The sequence below is a fragment of the Corynebacterium sp. MC3 genome, assembly GCF_900099485.1.
Taxonomy (GTDB): Bacteria; Actinomycetota; Actinomycetes; order Mycobacteriales; family Mycobacteriaceae; genus Corynebacterium; species Corynebacterium pseudogenitalium.
Window position 1 is genome coordinate 354,778 of the sequence record NZ_LT622815.1, and the last position, 15,733, is coordinate 370,510.

Here is a 15,733-nt window from a genome sequence, read left to right on the forward strand (position 1 = left end):
CACAGTGACAGTACCTTACGCCTTCACGTCGACATGGTGCAGGTACACGACGGACGCAAGCCACGCTGTGGCAGTAAGCAGCAGGGTGCTTGCGAGGACGCCGGACACCGCACTCCACTCGAGGATACCCGAGCCCGCGACTGCGTTACCGCCCATCCACAGCATCGTGGCCACGCCGACGGGAGGAAGCAGAAACTGCGCTACTGTGGCGCCGGCAGCAATTGCACCAAAAGCGACGAGGCTGGCCACCACGCCAAGGGCGACTGGCATGGCAAAGTTGCGGACCAGCATTGAAGCGAAGCTTTGCCACGCGGCCACTGCCATCGCAGGAACCACAGCGAGTAAGGACGATGCGAGTAGGGCCATCGGCGGCATGCCTGATAGGCCAGCGACCCAACCACCGATAGTGCTCAAGACGATGAACACGCACTGCATAATTGAGGTCATCGCGATGAGTACAGCAAGTTTTGCGGTGACCAGACTCGCCGCCGATCTGGACGAGGTAAGCAACGTGTTCCAGTTGCCGCCACGGTGCTCAACGCGCCACGTGGAGGACGCGAGAATCGAAATACCCGCCACCATGAAAAGCATGCCGTAAAATAGCGTCGCCTGGGACCAATAGCTCGTCCACCCGGATTCCAAAGTCTCAGAGTTGGCGGCGTAGTTGCCAGCACCGAAGACGACGGAGACGAGTGGGATGGCGACGGCAACGATTGTGATGTAAGTGCGCCGAAGTTTACAAAACTCGTTAACGATCATGTCCATGATTAGATTTCTTTCCTGTCGAGTATTCGCGTTATTGCAACGAACCCTGTAGCGAGCAACACGACGTAGACACACCACGAAGCCCAACCTGGTTGCGTAGGAACTGCGCCTTCGTTAGCGAAGGTGTATGGGAGTAGGACTGCAAAATAGCCGAAGGGGTTCATCTCAGCGAGCCACACAGGGGAAAGCAGCGAGGTGATGCCGAGGAAGCCTCCCGCCACGCCAAATGCCAGCACTCCTACTTGCGATTCAGTGACCGCTGCGAGCACGAACATGGCGCTGGTGATCGCTAGGCTAGTGACAACGGCTGCAACTCCGTACACTGCCCAGGCTCCAGCTGTGCTTCCGCTAGGCAGCGGCGCACCCAGCAATACTGGTAGCGCGATGCACGCCGTGAACTCCATCAGCTTGAGCGTGACGATGAGAGGCGCCACTACTCGGAACTTTCGTCGCAGCAGCGAGCCCTCGCGGACGCCAGCAACCGCGTTGAGCAGCCACCCGCCACTTGCATGCTCGTTATCGACGGCGCGACTGGCAATGAGCGCCAATTGCAGTGGGGTGAGAAATGCGAGCGACATCGCAACCGCAATCAGTTGGCCCGACCATGCTGCCTCCGGGGCAGCGGTGAACGCGTCGATTTGGCCGTCTGAGAACAAGCTCATACAAGCGAACAGTACGATGCCCAGGGAGAGCACGCCGCCCAGTAGCGAGATGTGCGTACGACGCAGCTTCAAGAATTCGATGCTCATGCGCTAAGCCCCTTGCGTCCTGTCATCCCAATAAAAATTTCTTCCAGGCTGCGGTGCTTTCGCAGAACCTGGTAGATCGGGACTCCGTGATGGACGAGCTGCGCGCATGCAGTAGCAACGGCCTCCTCGGTAAGTCCGGGTAGTGCCACGCCCCCGGAAACGATGCGTGGTTGCAAGTCTCGTAGAACTTCGGTGGCAACGGCTGCCTGTGGGGTTTGGACGTAGACGTCGGGGAGGTGGGCGTCGAAAAGCTGCTGCTTCGAGCCTTGAAATATGAGCTTGCCTTGGTTGATAATGCTGAAGCTGGTGGCCATCTTCTCCATTTCGGAGAGCAAGTGACTTGAAACGAGGACAGTACGGCCTTCGTCGCGTGCGAGACTGATGATAAGCTCGCGGATTTCTTCGATACCTGCAGGGTCGAGGCCGTTGGTTGGTTCATCGAGGATGAGCAATTGAGGGTCGCGTACGAGCGCGATTGCGATGCCGAGGCGTTGCTTCATGCCGAGCGAATAGTTCTTGACCTGTTTGTCCATGTGCTTTTCCAAGCGAACAAGTCGTACCGCGCGCTGCGCGTTTGCAGAATCGGCTTTGAATAGACGCGTCACAATCTTCATGTTCTCCGCACCGGTGAGGTGCGGGTATGCCGCTGGCGACTCGATGAGTGAGCCGATGCTAGCGAGTACCTCGCCGCGTGTTGAGCGGGTCATCGGCTGCCCCAGCACGGTGATCTCCCCGGCAGTTGGTGTGGTCAGGCCGAGCAACATTTTCATTGTGGTTGATTTGCCGGAGCCGTTCGGCCCCAGGAGCCCGTGCACGGCGCCCTGCGGAACCTCAAGCGAAAGCTTGTCGACGACTGTGTGCGCACCGTAGACCTTCGTCAGGCCCTTCGTAGTAATGATTGGTGAGTTCATGGTGTTCACTATCGCCAAGTGAGGCTCCGAAAGCGTCGGAGCTTGGTACGATCTTGCAAGTCATACCGGGGGATGATGGTGCTTAGCCATCGAGGAGATCGGAACGATCGACAAGGCCCGTGCGATAGGCGAAGAGCGCCGCATGCACGCGGTCGCGCGACTGGGTCTTGGACAAGATCCTCCCGACATGCGTCTTCACCGTTGGCATGGAAATGAACATGCGCTCAGAGATCTCCGAGTTTGACCAGCCACGACCGATTGCGATGAGTACTTCGCGCTCGCGGGCAGTGAGCTCGCCAAGCGCCATGCGGTCAGTCGCAGAAATTGAAAGCTCCTCGTCGGCGTGTGCGGCTTGGCGCGTGCTGTGAGAGATCCGAGCAATGATGCGTTTGGTGGCGCGCGGAGAGATGACGGCATCGCCAGCAGCGACGGTACGGATGGCGTCGAGAAGTTCCTCGGGTTGTGTGTCCTTGAACAAGAACCCACTGGCGCCGGCCCGCAGTGCGTCCACGACGTAATCCTCGTCATCGAACGTGGTGAGGATAATGACCTTGGTTTGCGGGAAACGGCTGGCGTACTCGGCCGTCGCGGCAATGCCGTCGAGGATGGGCATTTGCACATCCATCAGCACTACATCGACCGGGTGGGATGCCTGTTGCTCGAGTGCCTCAGCGCCGTTCGAGGCCAGCCAATCGACGCCCAAATCTGTCTGGGAGTCGATGACGAGCTGGATACCGTGGAGGAAGAGTGCCTGGTCGTCGACGATCCCTAAGCGAATTGTGCTCATGCATGCTCCAGCGTGTCGGGGTGTATCACTCCGGCGAGACCTTGCTCAACGTAGGGGATTCGCACTTGCGTGACCCACTCTGCACGCCCGCTGTTGGTGGGGGTGGGGCCTGCCTGCAAAGTTGCCCCGATAAGAGCGGCGCGCTCCCGCATCCCACGCAAGCCGTGGCCATTGACAAGGCTTGCTGCAGTGCCATCGAATCCATTGTTCACACGGATTACCACTTGTTTTTCCTCCCACGTCACATCAAGCAAAGCAGCGCCGTCGCCGTGTTTGAGCGCATTCGTGAGAGCCTCCTGGACCACGCGTCTGGCCGCAAGGGACGTAGCAAGTGGTAGCTGCTCTGGTGCAGATCCCGTTTGCGAGTAAGTGATATCCAGGCCGCCGAGTCGACTCGTACGAACCAGCTCTTCGAAATCTAGAGACACTGGTGAAGGTTCCACCGACCGCGACTCGGGCGCGCGAAGGAGCGCGACCACTTCGCGCATTTGCGCCAGGGATTCCCGTCCGACCTCTCCGATTACTCGAAGGGCTTTGTCGCAGTCCCCGCCGTAGCGTCCACCATCGGCCTGCGCAACTATCACAGTGAGCGAATGGGTAACCACGTCGTGGATCTCGCGGGCAAGGAACGCGCGTTGCTCAGACATAGCCTGTTGAAGCTCGATCCGTTGCTGCCGCAGCGCCTGCTCGAGCTCGCGGGTTGCGGCTTCTTCGGTCCGCCTGCGTAGCTCGCCGAAGAGTCCAGCCGCAACCAGCAATGTGGCGCTCCACGCGAGGTAGGGAAGCTGCTGTTCAAAGGGCATGCTCCGCGGTACTGGCGATACGAGTGAGAGTGCCACGAGGTCTCCTGTAACGAGCGCAATGGCAGCGACGTCGCGAAGAACTGGGCAAACATTGCGACGGATGATGTAGGCAGTGAAGACCCCAACGACAATCACCGCTACCGTGAGATTCGTGCTGAATGCACGCATCCCCAATAGGACGAATGCGGTGAGCACAGTTGCAGTTGGCCATCGCCAGCGGGAAAAGGGGGCGACGATAGACCACAGCAGGAGAGGTACGACCGCCCATGCAGATCTCGTGGCACTCAGGACACCAAGCGAAGCACACACACCGAGGACAAAAGCGATGCTTGCGTCACGCATGCGGATCGGCATGCGGGCAGTAAAGGGAGGCATATCCATAACCTAATCGACCTGCGCAGGACTGTCGTCATGCCACGGTATGATTCGCCGGGCGCTTTCCTTCTCCTTCTACTCGCGGGTACACTTCCGCCACATGCGAGTTTTAGTGGCGATGAGTGGAGGCGTGGACAGCTCGGTGGCCGCAGCACGCCTTGTCCAGGCTGGCCACGACGTTGTGGGAGTGCATCTGGCGCTCTCACAGGACCCGCAGGCCACCAGAGAGTCGGCACGCGGGTGTTGCTCGCTGGAGGATTCTGCGGACGCTCGACGTGTGTGCGACAAACTCGGGATTCCATTTTATGTGTGGGACTTTTCCGATCGCTTTAAAGCTGAGGTCATTGATAATTTCGTGTGGTCGTACGAGCATGGTGAGACCCCGAATCCATGCCTGCGATGCAACGAGAAAATCAAGTTTGCAGCCCTGCTCGAGCGTGCAATTGCACTAGGCTTCGACGCCATTGCAACCGGGCATTACGCAACTATCGACGACGACGGGAACCTGCGGCGCTCGGTGGACCCGCTGAAAGACCAGTCTTATGTGTTGGGGGTGCTGACGCGTGATGAGCTTGACAAGTGCATCTTCCCAGTCGGCGATACGGAAAAACCTCAGATTCGTGAGGAGGCGGCAGCGTTCGGGTTCGCTACCGCGCAGAAGCCGGACTCCTACGATATTTGCTTTATCCCGGACGGCAACACCCAGGCATTTTTGGGTAGGTCCATCGGTATGCGCCCAGGAATCGTGCGCGATCAGGACGGCACCGAGCTCAAAGAGCACGACGGCGCGTTCCAGTACACCATCGGACAGCGCCGTGGACTCAACCTTCGCGTGCCAGCCCAGGACGGAAAGCCGCGCTACGTCACCGATGTCGACGCAGCCACAGGCACAGTAACTGTCGGGCCGCGCGAAGCGCTCAAGGTATGGCAGATCGACGCAGACCGCCTGAAAGTATTGCATCCGGCGATGCAAGGTGAGTTCGCGGCCAATGTACAGATCCGTGCGCACGGCGGGGTCGTCGCCTGCCACGCACGCGTTGAGGGCGACAGCATGCATCTCGAGTTGGAGACGCCCCTGGAGGGAGTCGCGCGAGGGCAGGCTGCCGTGTTGTACTTGCCTGACCCGGACGGGCGCGGTGACGTGGTGCTGGGGTCCGGCACGATTTGTGGGACTTCGAGCGTGCAACCATGACGGCGTTCGGCCTCGGGGAGTTGCCCGGCACAGACCTCGTCACTGCCGCGGACGTTGTGCTTTCAGAATCACCGCTGCCACACATTCCACAGCTGCCAGAGCGTGGGATCGGGAGTGACCTGATTGGGCGAACAGCCGCGTTGCTCGACATTCCCATCGACCGCGGCCCGCGCGGATGGCGCGTTGGCACCCAGCACCGGGCGGTGCGTGACCAGATGGATCGCGACCTGGATGTCCTGGAATCGCTGTGGGCCGGCAAGCTCGATGCGATCAAAGTCCAGGTTGTCGGTCCTTGGACACTTGCAGCAGAAATTGAGATGCGCAATGGACACCGCATGATCACGGACACTGGTGCGCTGCGGGATGTGACCGAGGCGCTTGCACAGGCTATTGACGATCATCGAGAAGATGTGGGGCGTCGATTAGCTCCGACAGTGCTGCAAATCGACGAGCCAAGCCTCGACGCCGTGATGAGAGGCTCACTGCGTGGTGCGACTGATGCCGAACGCATCCCGGCATACCCAGAACCGGAGGAGCGCCTCGCAGGCTTTGGTAAGTACCTACTCCACGCGCCAATGATGATCAACGTCCCTTGGCAGACCGTAGACCTTGCGGACCTACAATCAACCGCCGAAAAAGACCGCTTTGCGCAACTGCTCGATCGCGGCAGCCGCTTCGCGCTTGCACCCATGCGGCCAAGGGATGTGTGGAACGTGCTCGACGAACTCCAAACCGACCCTGAGGCCTGCAGCTTCGACGTGTGGGCACGACCCGCGGATACGTTGAAACAGGCCGCTGCGAACTACCGTGAAGCCGCTGAAATGGCGGAAGGGCTGCGCTAACTCGCATCCCCGATCATCGGCCACGACGTCGTGAGGTTTGAGACATCACGCCCCTTCGACTCGAAGAACTCCCGCAACTCTGTTTGGAGTTTGTAGTACTCCACGGCCTGAAACTCCATCAACTCGTCCGTGCTCATCTGGGCGAGTTCAGGGTAGGTGGAGCGGACCTGCTTCCACGCAAGGCGCGCAGCGGCGGTCGCATCAGCCGTCGCATCGTGAGCGTTGTCGAGCTTCACTCCGTACAGCTCGCACAGAGCGCCGAGGTTGCGTTTCCCCTTCCTGTAGCGGTCCTTCGCCCGGTCGATGACGAGAGGGTCGAAAACCGGGCCGGTTACAGTGAAGTCTCCGGTGAGCTGTCGCAGCACAGAAAGGTCATACGGCGCGTTAAAAACGATGAGAGTGAGGCCGTCCTCCCAACCGCGCTTAATCATGTCAACTGTTTCTTGCAAGACCTCATCGTGCGGGCGGCCGTGCGCGCGGGCGTACTCCGTGGTGATGCCGTGGACCGCGGCAGCCTCTGCGGGTATCTCAACCCCTGGGTCCGCGAGCGCCTCGTGCGCGTTCGCCTGCGCACCGTCGATCGTGACAAGGGAGGACGTCACAATACGAGCAGTGCGTGGGTTCACAGAAGTCGTCTCGAGGTCGAAGGACATCATGCGGGATGCGTCGAAGAAAGCCATGCACATTACCTTACTAACCGTGTCGGACAGAGACGCTAGACTTGCACGTTATGAACGAAAATGTGAACGAATTGCCTGCTAATGACGTCGATGTGCGTCGACTCTGGGATGAGATTGCCAGCCAAGTTCGTCACCATCGGGATCTGTACTACAACAGCCAACCCGTTATTAGTGACGCCGAGTTTGATGAGCTTTTCCAGCGCTTGGTGCGACTTGAGGAAGAGCACCCCGAGCTCGCTGTTCCGGACTCACCGACGATGCAGGTCGGTGCGCCGACCGGCGGTGCGTTCGACGATGTCGAGCACCTCGAGCGGATGATGAGCCTAGATAATGTTTTCTCGGAGGCAGAGCTACGAGACTGGCTGGCAAAGGCGCCGGGCCCGTATCTGACAGAGCTCAAGATCGACGGGCTTTCGATCGACCTCGTGTATGAAAACGGCGAGCTGGTTCGCGCTGCTACGCGTGGTGACGGGCGCGTGGGCGAGGACATTACGGCCAATGCAAAGGTCATTGAAGATATTCCGCACCAGCTGCAGGGCGATGCCCCGGCGCTAGTCGAGGTGCGAGGGGAAGTTTTTATCCGGCCCGAGGACTTCCCAGATCTCAACGCTGCTCGCATCGAAGAGGGCGGGAAACCGTTCGCGAATCCGCGCAACGCGGCTGCCGGAGGCTTGCGTCAAAAGGATCCCGAGGATGTGAAAAAGCGCAAACTGCGGATGATTTGCCACGGCATCGGTGCGCGCGAGGGGTTTGCCCCGAAGACCCAGCACGAAGCCTACGAGCAGATGGCAGCCTGGGGGCTGCCAGTGTCTGAATACACAAAGCGCGCAGCAACTGCTGATGCGGTGGTGGATGCCGTTCGCTATTGGGAACAGCACCGCCACGACGCGATCCACGAGATGGATGGGCTCGTTGTAAAAGTCGATGCGGTTGAGGAACAGCGCCAACTAGGAGCGACGTCGCGGGCGCCACGGTGGGCGATCGCGTACAAGTACCCGCCGGAGGAGGTCACGACGAAACTGCTCGATATTGAGGTTTCCGTTGGGCGAACTGGCCGAGTAACACCGTACGCGGTAATGGAGCCGGTTTTCGTGTCTGGTACGACTGTCGCCATGGCGACGTTGCACAATCCGACCGAGGTCCGCCGCAAGGGCGTCCTCATTGGTGACACGGTCGTAGTGCGTAAAGCTGGCGAGATTATCCCTGAGGTGTTGGGTCCCGTCGCAGATCTTCGCACTGGAGAGGAGCGGGAGTTCGTGTTCCCCGCGGAGTGCCCAAGTTGCGGGGCAACGTTGGCGCCTGCGAAGGAAGGGGATGCGGACTGGCGCTGCCCGAATACGCGTTCATGCCCGGCCCAGCTGGCGCAACGTCTGAAGTACCTCGCCAGTCGCGGCGCCTTTGACATTGAGGCGCTGGGCGAAAAGGGCGCGCAGGACATGATTGACACTGGTGTGATCCAAGACGAGGGCGACCTGTTTGATCTCACAGAGGAAGACCTCAAGAAGTCACAGGTCTACACCACGAAGAAAGGTGCGGTAAATGCCTCTGGCCGCAAGCTACTGGAGAACCTCGACACTGCGAAAAATGCCGATTTCTGGAGAGTCCTCGTCGCGCTTTCGATTCGACACGTCGGTCCGACCGCAGCTCGTGCGCTCGCCTCCCGTTACGGCAACATGGAAGCGCTTGTCGACGCCCCACTGGAGGACCTTGCGCAAACAGACGGAGTAGGCGCCATCATTGCGGAATCGTTCCAAGAGTGGTTCCGCGTTGACTGGCACCGCGAGATCGTCGAAAAGTGGACAGCTGCTGGCGTGACGATGGAAGTTGATGCCGCCGACGTTGCTCCGCAAACCCTTGAGGGGATCACCGTGGTGGTGACGGGCACGCTCGAGGAATACACGCGTGATGGCGCGAAAGAGGCGATCGTGTCGCGTGGTGGTAAGGCATCGGGGTCTGTGTCAAAGAAGACGGACTTTGTGGTCGTCGGCGAAAATGCCGGTTCAAAAGAGCAAAAGGCGCGTGAGCTCGGCCTCAGGATTCTCAACGAGGAAGAGTTCACCCGCCTGCTCGAACAGGGGCCAGAAGGAGTTGAAGACTAGGAAATTATCGAACCGATGATGGTTCCCAAGTCTCCGATCTGAGCTACCTCTGATGCAAGGAAATCAGGGCCGCCGATGCGACCGACAACGAGAATGTACTCGGAGGCGCCGAGGGGAGTGATGGCAAGCGCGGTATCGAGTTGCCACCACGACTCTGGTGTCCACGCGTCGTTGTCCGGAACGAGCACCCGCGCATGCTCGAGCGGTGGCATGATTGGGTGGGATTGGTCATCTTCTGGTGCAGCCTGGGAGGCGCACAGGCGGTCGAGTCCTTCGGGGGTGTGCTTCAGCACCACGGCCCAGGAAGAGGTCATTGCCTGGGGGATCATCACGGTTAACTCGTCGAGTGCCTGCTTCGGATTGTTTGCAAGCTCGGCGATTTTCGCCAGCATCCGGATGTGCCCACTGCGGTCAACGCGCCCAGTGAACGGGCGGATCGAATCAACTTCAACGCCGTCGATGGCTGAAGCTGCTGTAATGAGTGCGTCGACCATCGTTCCGGTGGGCAAGCTGACAACAATGTCGTCAGTGACGGTACCGCTTGGATCAGTCTCGACGATGTCGACGGACTGAATATTTGCGTCGATTACGCCGAAGGCTTCCGCGAGTTCGCCAAGACTGCCGGGTAGGTCGGGCAAGGTCACTCGTACGAGGTAAGACATAGGCTCTTTTATAGCACTGCATACGGACAGCATGCTGCCAATTACATGAATATATGCATGCAATTGTAAAAATGAGGCGAAAAGGGATGGGGCGATGGTGTGGTGTTGCCTAGTGCGATGCGGGTTCTGGGGATAACGTAGAATGAACACGTTTTAGTGGCTAACCTACGGTAAAGATTGGACTTCACATTGGCTGAGATTTCACGCGATGAGGTCTCCCGCATCGCACGCCTCGCGCGAATTGCGTTGCAGGAGGATGAGCTTGACCAGATCGCCCAGCAGCTCGACACCATTGTTGACGCTGTTTCGAAGGTGCAACAGGTCGACACTGATGGGGTGGAGCCGATGAGCCACCCCCACTCGATTGACGCTGGCATGAGGCCGGACGTCGAGAAGAAGACGTTGACGCAGGCGCAGGCCCTTGACCAGGCCCCTGAAGTTGATGAAGAGCGCTTCGTAGTTCCACAGATCCTTGGAGAAAGTGAGTAGGCATGACTGAGTACACGCTTCCATCTGAAGGCATTGTGTCGCTTCCAGCTCACGTGCTTGCACAGAAAATCCAATCCGGCGAGCTGACGTCGCGCGAGGTTACCCAGGCATTCCTGGACCGCATTGCGGAGACTGATAACGAGCTCGGGGCATTCCTGCATGTCGGCGCCGAGGAGGCTCTCGCTGCGGCAGACGAGGTGGATGCCCAGGTCGCTGCTGGTAAGCCGCCGGCTTCAAAGCTGGCTGGTGTACCACTGGCACTGAAAGATTTGCTGGTGACGACGGATGCTCCGACCACCGCTGCATCGAAGATGCTTGAGGGATACCGCAGCCCGTACGATGCTACGGTAGTCCGCAAGTTGCGCGAGGCCGGTATCCCAATTCTGGGCAAGACGAACCTCGACGAGTTTGCGATGGGTTCCTCCACTGAGAACTCCGCCTATCAGGTCACCCGTAACCCGCATGACCTCGAGCGTGTTCCGGGTGGATCTGGCGGTGGTACCGCTGCTGCACTTGCCTCTGGCCAGGCACCAATTGGTATTGGCACTGATACCGGTGGCTCTATTCGTCAGCCGGCATCGCTGACAGGCACCGTCGGTGTGAAGCCGACGTACGGCGGTGTTTCCCGCTACGGTGTGATCGCTTGTGCGTCGTCGCTGGATCAGGTTGGACCGTGTGCGAACAACGTTCTCGACACGGCGTTGCTGCACGAGATTATTGGCGGCCACGACGAGTTCGACGCCACAAGCGTTGATACTCCGGTACAGGAGCTCGCAGCTGCCGCTGAACAGGGCGCTTCGGGCGATCTGTCTGGTGTGAAGATCGGACGCGTGAAGCAGTTCTCGCGCCCAGGTACCCAGCCAGGCGTCACTGAGCGTATCGACGCCGCCTTTGCGCAGTTCGAACGTCAGGGCGCAGAGATCGTCGAAGTGGACTGCCCGAGCTTCGACGACGTTATGGGCGCGTACTACATCATCCAGATGTCCGAGGTTTCGTCGAACCTAGCGCGCTTTGACGGTATGCGCTATGGCTTGCGCACGGGTGACGACGGCAAGCACTCTGCGGAAGAGGTTATGGCGTCGTCCCGTGGTGACGGCTTTGGTCCGGAGGTGAAGCGTCGCATCATCCTCGGCACGTATGCGTTGTCTGTTGGTTACTACGACGCCTACTACCTGCAGGCGCAGCGTGTGCGTACCCTCATCGCGCAGGATTTCCGTCGGGCGTTTCAGAAGGTGGATGTCATCGCTGGCCCGGCCGTTCCTCAGACTGCGTTCAAGATCGGGGAGAAAGTCGACGATCCGTTGGCAATGTACAACTTTGACCTCTTCACCTTGCCGTTGAACCTGGCAGGCCTCCCGGGCATGAGCGTCCCGGCGGGGACGGCAAGCGATACTGGTCTTCCTGTTGGTCTGCAGATTATTGCTCCTGCTTTTGAAGACGAGCGCCTGTACCGTGTTGGTGCGGCGTTTGAGGCTGGACGCTAGCTTTCTTATCTGGCATATCCACCACGACCCCGCAGGTTACTGTCGCGGGGTCGTTTTCATTTTGATAACACCTTAATCGTCTATGTTGTGGATTTGTGTGTGAATGGGAGCATCAATTTGATGCCTGTGAACAGGGGTAATTTGATTTTTGGGCATGCGGAATAAGCCCTTTTGCCTTGAAAGCGCTAGGGTTGTGTGTATGCGACTTGCCACTCTTACCTCCGGCGGCGACTGCCCAGGGCTGAACGCCGTCATTCGCGGAATCGTCCGAACTGCCAGCGCGGAATATGGCTCGACAGTTGTCGGGTACCTCGATGGCTGGGTCGGGCTGATGGAAGACCGCAGGATTGACCTGTACGACGATGCGTTTATCGATTCGATTTTGCTGCGCGGCGGCACCATCCTGGGGACCGGCCGTTTGCACCCCGACAAGTTCAAAGCCGGTATCGACACTATTAAGGCGAATATGGATGACGCCGGTATCGACGCCCTGATCGCCATTGGCGGCGAAGGTACCCTCAAAGGTGCCAAGTGGTTGTCCGATAATGGCATTCCGGTTGTCGGCGTTCCAAAGACCATTGACAACGACGTTGCCGCGACTGACTACACGTTCGGCTTTGACACCGCAGTATCGGTTGCTACCGACGCGATTGACCGCCTGCATACGACTGCGGAATCACACAACCGCATCTTGATCGTCGAAGTGATGGGCCGCCACGTCGGCTGGATTGCACTCCATGCCGGTATGGCAGGTGGTGCACACTACACGGTCATCCCTGAGGACCCATTCGACATTGCAGATATTTGCAAGGCAATGGAGCGCCGCTTCCAGATGGGAGAGAAGTACGGCATCATCGTTGTCGCCGAAGGCGCTATCCCGAAAGAGGGCACGATGGATGCAGGCCTCGGTGAGGAAGACGAGTTCGGCCACAAGACCTTCAACGGGATGGGGCAGATCATCGCTGACGAGATTAAGCGCCGCCTTGGTTACGATGTCCGAACTACGGTGCTGGGGCACATCCAGCGCGGTGGTACGCCAACGGCGTATGACCGAGTGCTTGCCACCCGTTACGGCGTGCACGCAGCCCGTGCCGCACACGAAGGCAACTTTGATACCTGTGTAGCTCTGCACGGTGAGGATATCGACCTCGTGCCGCTCGAGTCCGCGGTGGCACACCTGAAGACGGTTCCGGAACACCGGTATAAAACTGCACGAAGCATGTTTGGATAAGAAATTTTTGGGTGGAGCGCCCGCGCCAGTGCAAAAGATTTTTGCGGAAACTGGCGCGGGCGCTCCTTTTGTGTGTCTATAGTCTGACCTATGACTGTTTCGGTAGGTGAGAAAAGAGAACCATCTAGCGGGACTGCCCAGGACCGCGCTGCATACTTCGCAACGCTGGGCTTCCCAGTGCTAGTACTGATTGGCTTCGCGCTTGGTGCAGCAGCACCTGGCGCGGTGGCCCCAATTTCTGGTTGGACTACGTGGCTCCTGGGCATTGTGATGTTCGGCATGGGGCTTACCTTGCGTCCAGTTGATTTTCGTCTCGTTTTTTCGCGTCCGCTCCCGGTACTCATCGGTGTGGTTGCGCAGTTCGTCATCATGCCTGCAATTGCAGTAGCTATCACTGTGGTGCTCGGTCTGCCGTCTGAAATCGCGGCAGGTGTGATCTTGGTTGGGTGCGCACCAGGCGGGACGTCATCCAACGTCGTTAGCTACCTTTCCCGTGGTGACGTAGCTTTGTCGGTCACTATGACGTCGGTATCGACGCTGCTTGCACCAATAATGACGCCGCTGTTGACTCTGTGGCTGGCAGGTCAGCACATGCCAGTGAGTGCAGCAGCAATGGCGCTGTCGATCGTCAAGATGGTCATCGTTCCAATCGTGCTCGGTCTCGTCGTGCGCCTCGTGCTGCCTCAGCTTGTTGACGCCATCTTGCCTGCGCTGCCGTGGGTCTCTGTGATTGCGATCTCGATGATCGTGGCGATTGTCGTGCAGGGCTCCCGTGAGAAACTTGCAGAGGCTGGTCTCTTGGTGCTGCTGTGTGTAGCAATCCACAACATCCTGGGGTACCTGCTGGGCTACCTGACTGGAAAGGTCACGCGTCAGCCGGAAACCGCTTCTCGAACAATGGCTGTCGAGGTTGGGATGCAGAACTCCGGCCTAGCCGCCACGCTTGCCGCACAGTACATGAACCCAGTCGCGGCACTTCCAGCGGCAGTGTTTTCTGTATGGCACAACCTCTCCGGTGCGGTATTTGCGTTCATCTGTCGCTCCGTAGACCAGCGGAAACGTGCTATTGGCGCGCCAAGCGACACGGAGAACTAGGAGAGCACTACACTAGAGCACTATGACTGCGTACGACCTGATGGATTACGACGAAGTACTGGAAAAATTCGACCCGGTTATGGGGTTGGAGGTACACGTTGAGTTAGCAACCGAGACCAAGATGTTCTCGACATCTTCAGCCCACTTCGGTGCGGCGCCAAACACCAACGTCGACCCTGTGTCGCTTGGATTGCCTGGCGCATTGCCCGTCGTTAATGCAAAGGGCGTTGAGTGGGCAATCAAGATCGGCCTTGCACTGAACTGCAAGATTGCGGAAAGCTCGCGCTTCGCGCGTAAGAACTACTTTTACCCGGATCAGCCGAAGAACTACCAGATTTCGCAGTACGACGAGCCGATCGCGTACGACGGCTACCTGGACGTCCTGCTCGATGATGGTACTGAGTACCGCGTTGAAATCGAGCGCGCGCATATGGAAGAAGACACCGGTAAGCTGACGCACCTCGGGTCTGCCTCGGGGCGCATCACGGGTGCGACGGCCTCGTTGGTTGACTGTAACCGCGCTGGTGTTCCGCTCATTGAGATCGTGACGAAGCCGATTATCGGTGCAGGGGAGCGTGCTCCCGAGGTCGCTCGTGCGTACGTTGGCGCGCTCCGCGAGCTTGTGAAGGCTCTCGGTGTCTCTGATGCACGCATGGACCAGGGGTCGATGCGCTGTGATGCGAACGTTTCGCTGCGCCCGATCGGTCAGGAGAAGTTCGGCACCCGTACGGAGACGAAGAACATCAACTCCTTGAAATCGGTTGAGCAGGCCGTCCGCTTCGAGATGATGCGTCAGGCACAGGCGCTCGTCAACGGCGAAGAGATTGTGCAGGAGACCCGCCACTACCAGGAGAAAGATGGCTCGACGTCGAAGGGGCGTCCAAAAGAAGAGGCCTCTGAGTACCGCTACTTCAACGACCCAGACCTGCCCCCAGTAATTGCGAAGCCTGAGTGGGTGGAGGAGATCCGCAAGACGCTTCCGGAGCTTCCGTGGGTGCGCCGGGCGCGAATCCAGGAAGAATGGAAGCTGCCTGAGAAGGAGTTCCGCGATTTGGTGAACGCTGGCGCGTTGGATCTGGTTGTGGATACAGTCGAGGAAGGCACGACTCCTGACGAGGCGCGTGCTTGGTGGGTGTCGTACATTCAAAGCAAGGCAAACGAGCTCGGCAAGGACCTTGACGCAGTTGGAGTGACGCCAAAGGACGTTGCTCGTGTGGTCGAGTTGGTGAAAGAAGGCAAGCTGACGACCAAGCTGGGTCGCCAGGCTATCGACGGCGTGATTGCTGGCGAGGGCCATGTTGACGAGGTTGTCGCTGCTCGTGGCCTCGAGGTCGTGCGTGATGATGGCGCTATCGAAAAGGCTGTCGACGACGCGTTGGCTGCCAACCCGGACATCGTTGAGAAGTACCGAGCCGGCAACAAGAAGGTAACCGGCGCGATTGTCGGTGCCGTGATGAAGGCAACGCAGGGCAAGGCTGATCCTGGTCAGGTGAACAAGCTGATCGCGAAGAAGCTGTCCTAACCTACATCGCATAAAGGAGCCCCCGCGCCGATTCGAACCGGTGCGGG

At 59.0% G+C, this 15,733-nt stretch carries 15 protein-coding genes; 8 read left to right on the forward strand and 7 right to left on the reverse strand.

Annotated elements, in window-relative coordinates:
- Positions 1-15: 15 nt before the first annotated feature.
- The 5 genes from BQ4436_RS08450 to BQ4436_RS08470 form a co-directional block, all read right to left on the reverse strand.
- Positions 16-765, reverse strand: coding sequence for an ABC transporter permease (locus BQ4436_RS08450; protein WP_083290951.1), 750 nt, complete (start codon positions 763-765; stop codon positions 16-18).
- Between the two features lie 2 nt (positions 766-767).
- Positions 768-1,514 (reverse strand): ABC transporter permease, encoded by a 747-nt coding sequence (locus BQ4436_RS08455; RefSeq protein ID WP_070976355.1) that lies wholly within the window; start codon positions 1,512-1,514, stop codon positions 768-770.
- A complete protein-coding gene (locus BQ4436_RS08460; RefSeq protein WP_070362597.1) occupies positions 1,511-2,425 on the reverse strand; it encodes an ABC transporter ATP-binding protein in 915 nt (304 codons plus the stop codon). Before BQ4436_RS08460 ends, BQ4436_RS08455 begins: the two co-directional genes overlap by 4 nt.
- A gap of 82 nt (positions 2,426-2,507) precedes the next feature.
- A complete protein-coding gene (locus tag BQ4436_RS08465; RefSeq protein WP_070976357.1) occupies positions 2,508-3,212 on the reverse strand; it encodes a response regulator in 705 nt (234 codons plus the stop codon).
- Entirely contained in the window at positions 3,209-4,390 is a 1,182-nt protein-coding gene (locus BQ4436_RS08470) for a sensor histidine kinase (protein ID WP_176754841.1), read from the reverse strand. Before BQ4436_RS08470 ends, BQ4436_RS08465 begins: the two co-directional genes overlap by 4 nt.
- Before the next feature lie 100 nt (positions 4,391-4,490).
- Here BQ4436_RS08470 and mnmA point away from each other — a divergent pair, with 100 nt between their 5' ends.
- Positions 4,491-5,582 carry a tRNA 2-thiouridine(34) synthase MnmA gene (gene mnmA, locus BQ4436_RS08475; protein ID WP_070976462.1) on the forward strand — a complete coding sequence of 364 codons (1,092 nt, stop codon included), beginning with the start codon at positions 4,491-4,493 and terminating at the stop codon, positions 5,580-5,582.
- The gene (locus tag BQ4436_RS08480; RefSeq protein ID WP_070362593.1) at positions 5,579-6,424 is read left to right on the forward strand and encodes a uroporphyrinogen decarboxylase/cobalamine-independent methonine synthase family protein; all 846 of its coding nucleotides are present in this window, start codon (positions 5,579-5,581) and stop codon (positions 6,422-6,424) included. Before mnmA ends, BQ4436_RS08480 begins: the two co-directional genes overlap by 4 nt.
- Here the strand turns inward: BQ4436_RS08480 and BQ4436_RS08485 are convergent.
- Complete coding sequence (locus BQ4436_RS08485; protein WP_070363535.1) at positions 6,421-7,104, reverse strand: 3'-5' exonuclease; 684 nt, start codon at positions 7,102-7,104, stop codon at positions 6,421-6,423. The genes BQ4436_RS08480 and BQ4436_RS08485 overlap by 4 nt on opposite strands.
- 50 nt (positions 7,105-7,154) lie before the next feature.
- Here BQ4436_RS08485 and ligA point away from each other — a divergent pair, with 50 nt between their 5' ends.
- Entirely contained in the window at positions 7,155-9,203 is a 2,049-nt protein-coding gene (gene ligA, locus BQ4436_RS08490) for an NAD-dependent DNA ligase LigA (protein ID WP_070362592.1), read from the forward strand.
- On the opposite strand, the gene BQ4436_RS08495 is transcribed toward ligA, so the two are convergent.
- Complete coding sequence (locus BQ4436_RS08495; RefSeq protein ID WP_070362591.1) at positions 9,200-9,865, reverse strand: ACT domain-containing protein; 666 nt, start codon at positions 9,863-9,865, stop codon at positions 9,200-9,202. The genes ligA and BQ4436_RS08495 overlap by 4 nt on opposite strands.
- A 189-nt stretch (positions 9,866-10,054) precedes the next feature.
- Between BQ4436_RS08495 and gatC the strand changes: the two genes are divergently transcribed.
- The 5 genes from gatC (at position 10,055) to gatB (ending at position 15,686) form a co-directional block, all read left to right on the forward strand.
- Complete coding sequence (gene gatC / locus BQ4436_RS08500) at positions 10,055-10,354, forward strand: Asp-tRNA(Asn)/Glu-tRNA(Gln) amidotransferase subunit GatC (RefSeq protein ID WP_070362590.1); 300 nt, start codon at positions 10,055-10,057, stop codon at positions 10,352-10,354.
- A gap of 2 nt (positions 10,355-10,356) precedes the next feature.
- A complete protein-coding gene (gatA, locus tag BQ4436_RS08505; RefSeq protein ID WP_070976360.1) occupies positions 10,357-11,838 on the forward strand; it encodes an Asp-tRNA(Asn)/Glu-tRNA(Gln) amidotransferase subunit GatA in 1,482 nt (493 codons plus the stop codon).
- A gap of 199 nt (positions 11,839-12,037) precedes the next feature.
- On the forward strand, positions 12,038-13,069 hold the full coding sequence (locus BQ4436_RS08510) for a 6-phosphofructokinase (protein ID WP_070479179.1): 1,032 nt from the start codon (positions 12,038-12,040) through the stop codon (positions 13,067-13,069).
- A gap of 90 nt (positions 13,070-13,159) precedes the next feature.
- Positions 13,160-14,164 (forward strand): bile acid:sodium symporter family protein, encoded by a 1,005-nt coding sequence (locus BQ4436_RS08515; protein ID WP_070976362.1) that lies wholly within the window; start codon positions 13,160-13,162, stop codon positions 14,162-14,164.
- Positions 14,165-14,186: 22 nt separating this feature from the next.
- Positions 14,187-15,686, forward strand: a complete 1,500-nt coding sequence (gatB, locus tag BQ4436_RS08520; protein ID WP_070976364.1) for an Asp-tRNA(Asn)/Glu-tRNA(Gln) amidotransferase subunit GatB — start codon at positions 14,187-14,189, stop codon at positions 15,684-15,686.
- The last annotated feature ends 47 nt before the right edge of the window (positions 15,687-15,733 follow it).